Source organism: Paraburkholderia oxyphila NBRC 105797, assembly GCF_000685075.1.
Classification (GTDB): Bacteria; Pseudomonadota; Gammaproteobacteria; order Burkholderiales; family Burkholderiaceae; genus Paraburkholderia; species Paraburkholderia oxyphila.
Genome location: NZ_BAYD01000226.1, coordinates 1 through 3,992, shown reverse-complemented (window position 1 = coordinate 3,992; position 3,992 = coordinate 1). Strand labels below are relative to the sequence as shown.

Annotated in this window: 3 protein-coding genes; 1 reads left to right on the top strand and 2 read right to left on the bottom strand. The window is 66.3% G+C overall.

Annotation, left to right across the window (positions count from 1 at the left end; translation table 11 throughout):
* Window positions 1–129 precede the first annotated feature (129 nt).
* The gene (locus BO1_RS48260) at window positions 130–2,391 is read right to left on the bottom strand and encodes a xanthine dehydrogenase family protein molybdopterin-binding subunit (protein WP_028223703.1); all 2,262 of its coding nucleotides are present in this window, start codon (window positions 2,389–2,391) and stop codon (window positions 130–132) included.
* A complete protein-coding gene (locus BO1_RS48255; RefSeq protein ID WP_028223702.1) occupies window positions 2,392–2,901 on the bottom strand; it encodes a (2Fe-2S)-binding protein in 510 nt (169 codons plus the stop codon).
* A 129-nt stretch (window positions 2,902–3,030) separates the two neighbouring features.
* On the opposite strand from BO1_RS48255, the gene BO1_RS48250 reads away from it, so the two are divergent.
* Window positions 3,031–3,921: a LysR substrate-binding domain-containing protein gene (locus BO1_RS48250; protein ID WP_028223701.1), complete on the top strand. Its 891-nt coding sequence runs from the start codon at window positions 3,031–3,033 to the stop codon at window positions 3,919–3,921.
* Window positions 3,922–3,992: the final 71 nt, after the last annotated feature.

The window sequence follows — 3,992 nt, the reverse complement described above, 5'->3', positions numbered from 1 at the left end:
TCGTGAACAGAGGTTCTTGCATCTCATCCATTCCGCGCATCGCTCTCGTCTGCCCAAGATCATGAACACGATATGTCTAACGCACAGCCCGCAGCGCCCGTTTACACCGTATCCAATTTCAACAGCCTGTTAGGCGTGCATTTGCAGATCGAATGGCGTCTCGCGCAGACGCGTGCCCGTCAAGCGGAACACCGCATTGGCGATTGCCGGCGCCACCGACGGGCTCGCCAGTTCCCCGACGCCACCTGGCTTGCTCACATCGCCCTGTACGATTTGAATGTCGATGTCCGGCATATCGCTCATCCGGATCACCGGGTACGTGTCGAAGTTGCTCTGCTGCACGCGGCCGTTGCGGATCTCGATGCGATCGCGCGTGGCATGGCCGAGGCCCCACATCAGGCCGCCATAGAGCTGCTCCTGGACGCCCGCAGGCGAGACCGCGAGACCGCAATCGGCCACGCAGGTGAGCTTCTCGACCACGACTGTGTCGCCCTTGCGGGCCACGCGCGCGATCACGGCGATATAGCTGTCATAGGCCTGGTTGGTCGAGATGCCGAGCGCCGTGCCCGCCGGCAACGCCTGCCCCCAGCCGCCCCGCTGCGCCGCTTCCTGCAGCACCGCGACGTGGCGCGGCCGCTCGCGCATATGCGCGATGCGGAACTCCAGCGGATCGCGGCCCGCGGCGTGCGCGGCCTCGTCCATGATCGACTCCACGGCGAACACGTTCGGGATGTAGCTCACGGCGCGATACCAGCCCGTCGGCACGCCGGTTTCGTGGCGCACCCAGCCGATGTCGCGATGCGGCGCGCTATACGCGAACTCCCACTTCGTGATGGCTTCGGTCGTGCTGTAGTCCATGCGGTCCGCGCGTTCGAGGTAGCCGGGCTCCCACTGCTCGGGCGAAGCCGGCGCGACCGCGCGCAGCTCCAGCGAGGCCAGCTGGCCCTGCGCATCGATCACGGCCCGCGCGCGATGATGGCTCGCCGCGTGATAGAACAGCGCGCGCATCTCGTCCTCGCGGCTGTTCATCAGCTTGACGGGCTTGCCGGTCTTGAGCGTGAGCCATGTGACTTCGAAGAGCCAGTACTTCGACTCGCGCGCGCCGAAGCTGCCGCCCGAAACGAGCTCGTGCAGCGTCACACGATGCTCAGGAATACTACCGATGACTTCCGCCGCCTCCAGCGCGGTAGAGGGCACTTGCAATCCGCCCCAGTATTCGATGCCGCCATTTCTGGCCCAGGCCGTCACGTTGATCGGCTCCATCGGGTTGGCGGCCTTGTAAGGCATCGAGTACGAACCCTCGATCGTCTTTGAGCCGGGTGCATGGACCACGCTGGCGTCGCCGTCCTGGATGGTCGGCACCACGCGTGCAGCGGGATCGTCGAGCCATGCGGCCTGCCGCGCCGCGAGCGTGCTGCTGTCGAACGACTCGAAGGGGCTGTCCTCCCATTCGATATGTAGCGCGGCCTGGCCGCGATGGGCGCTCCAGTAATCGTCCGCGAGCACGGCCACGCCCGCCTGATTGCCGCCGAGCACGTCAGGGCGTGCGGGAATCTGCAGCACCTCGCGCACGCCGGGGATCGCGAGCGCCGCCTTCGCATCGACACTACGTACGCGGCCATCGATCATGGGCGCGCGTGTGACCACGGCCACGCGCATGCCGGGCAGCGAGACATCGATGCTGTACGCAAAGCTGCCGTTGGTCTTCTGCGCGGCGTCGCGCTTCTTGCGCAGCTTGCCCACATATTTGAACTGGCCGGGCGGCTTGAGCGCGACGTCCTTGGGAGCGGGCAGCTTCGCGGCGCGCGTGGCGAGCGAACCGTAGCTCTCGCGCCGCGCGCTCGCCGCATGGGTTACGTAGCCGTTATCGGTCGCGCAGGCCGAGGCCGGCACGCCCCACTGCTGGGCGGCGGCCTCGATCAGCATCACGCGCGCAGTCGCACCCGCGCGGCGCAAGCGCTCGTATTCGAGCGCGACGCTCGTGCTGCCGCCCGTTGAAAACACCTTCCAGAGCGGATGAATGTATTGCGGGAAAAACGGGTCCTCGGGCGTGATGACCTCCACGCGAAACGGATCGACGTCGAGCTCCTCGGCCACCACGGCCGCGAGCGCCGTGTGCGTGCCCGTGCCGGAATCGTGCTTGTGCACGACGAGCTTGACCGTGTCGTCGGGCAGCACGCGTACCCACGCGTTGGGCTCGAACTCGCCGGGCTGCGGATGCGGATCGCCGCTGGCCGAAGAACCCGGCGAACTCGCGGCCGTGGCATGGGCATCGGGCAGCATGAAACCGACCGCGAGACCGGAAGCCAGCAGCGCGGAGCCCTGCTTCAGAAAACGGCGGCGCGCCGCGCCGTGGGGATCGTGAGCATTGGCCGAACGATCGTGGCGCATTCAGGCCTCCTTGCCGGCGTGATCCGGCGTGGTGGTGGAGACCGCGTTCAGCGCGGGATCGCCCGCTGCGGCGCGTTTGATCGCGCGATGAATGCGGCCATACGTGCCGCAGCGGCACACATTGCCCGACATCGTCGAGACGATCGTGGCGTCGTCGGGGGTGCCATTGTGCGCGAGCAGCGCCGCCGCCTGCATCAGCTGGCCGGACTGGCAGTAGCCGCATTGCGGTACGTCCTCGGCAATCCACGCAAGCTGGAGCGGATGACGCCCGTCGCGCGACAGGCCTTCGATGGTCGTGATGCGCCGCCCGTCCACCGCAACCGCGGGCAGCACGCACGAACGCACCGCCTCGCCCTCCAGATGCACGGTGCACGCGCCACACAGACCCTTGCCGCAACCGAACTTCGTGCCGGTGAGCTTGAGGCGGTCGCGCAGGACCCAGAGCAAGGGCATGTCGTCCGGCACATCGTCGATCGTATGCCGGGTATCGTTCACCACAATCGCAATCACGCGCTGTCTCCCGTATTGTGTCCGCTTTGGACACGCAAAACCGCGTCCTCGGCACGTCTGCATTATTGGAAGGCGCGGTGCGCCATGCCAGCGATCATTTCGTCGAACCCCTGTAAGCCGGACTAACACATGCTCAAGCGCTACCCCTCGATCCAGTCGATGCAGGCCTTTTTGCAGGCGGCGCGGGTCGGCAGCTTTTCGAGCGCCGCGCGCCAGCTCGCCCTCACGCACAGCGCGATCAGCCAGCAGATCCGCTCGCTCGAAGACTTCATTGGCCAGCCGCTGTTCTCGCGCGTGGGCGGCCGCGTGACGCTGACCGACGCGGGCACGCTGTTCGCGAATCAGCTCTCGGACGGGCTCGAGCAGATCGACCGTGCGATCTCGACGGTCAAGGGGCGGCCCGCCGGGCCTTCGATTACGCTCGATGTCGATCCCGAACTCATGCAGGGATGGTTTCCGTCGCGTTTGCCTGCGCTTGTGGGCGCGCTCGAGGGCGTGTCGCTCACTGTGCTCTCTGCGCCGCGTTATGACCGATTTGCGTTCGAGCATGTGGATCTTGCGCTGCGCTATGGGTATGGGGAATGGGAAGGCGTGGATAGCGCGCTTGTGTGCCACGACCGGTTGGCGGCTATGGCTGCGCCTGCGTTGATCGAGCGTCATGGGATGGCGCTGCCGCTCGCGCCTGAGCAGGTGTTGGGGCTGCCATTGCTCGGGTACACCAAGCGTTCGTGGATTCCCTGGTTGGAGGAAGCCGGTTTGGCGGGCGTGGAGCCCGATACTGTTGCAGTGCTGGATAATGCGGCCGGGCTGGTGGCCGCAATTGGGTCGGGGTTGGGCGCGGGACTTGCGCGAGGGTTGCTTGCGGCTGATGCGCGCCGCGATGGGCGCATTGTGGTGCTTAATGAGGTCGAGTTGCCCACTCACTATAATCTCTATGCCGTCTGGCCGAGAGAGAGGGCCGCGCTCGTGGCGCCTATTGTGGAGGCTATTTGCGAGCTGGCCGCTCGTACGCTGGCTTGAATGGCGGTTGCCCAGCGCTTTGGTGGGGATCGCTGCGCGGTGGCCTTAACCTGTTTTCGCGGCGGGCCGCA

What these genes read in the sequence shown, in the direction of transcription:
- BO1_RS48260 (WP_028223703.1), bottom strand. Translation starts at nt 2,391, where the DNA reads ATGCGCCACGATCGTTCGGCCAATGCTCACGATCCCCACGGCGCGGCG.
- BO1_RS48250 (WP_028223701.1), top strand. Translation starts at nt 3,031, where the DNA reads ATGCTCAAGCGCTACCCCTCGATCCAGTCGATGCAGGCCTTTTTGCAG.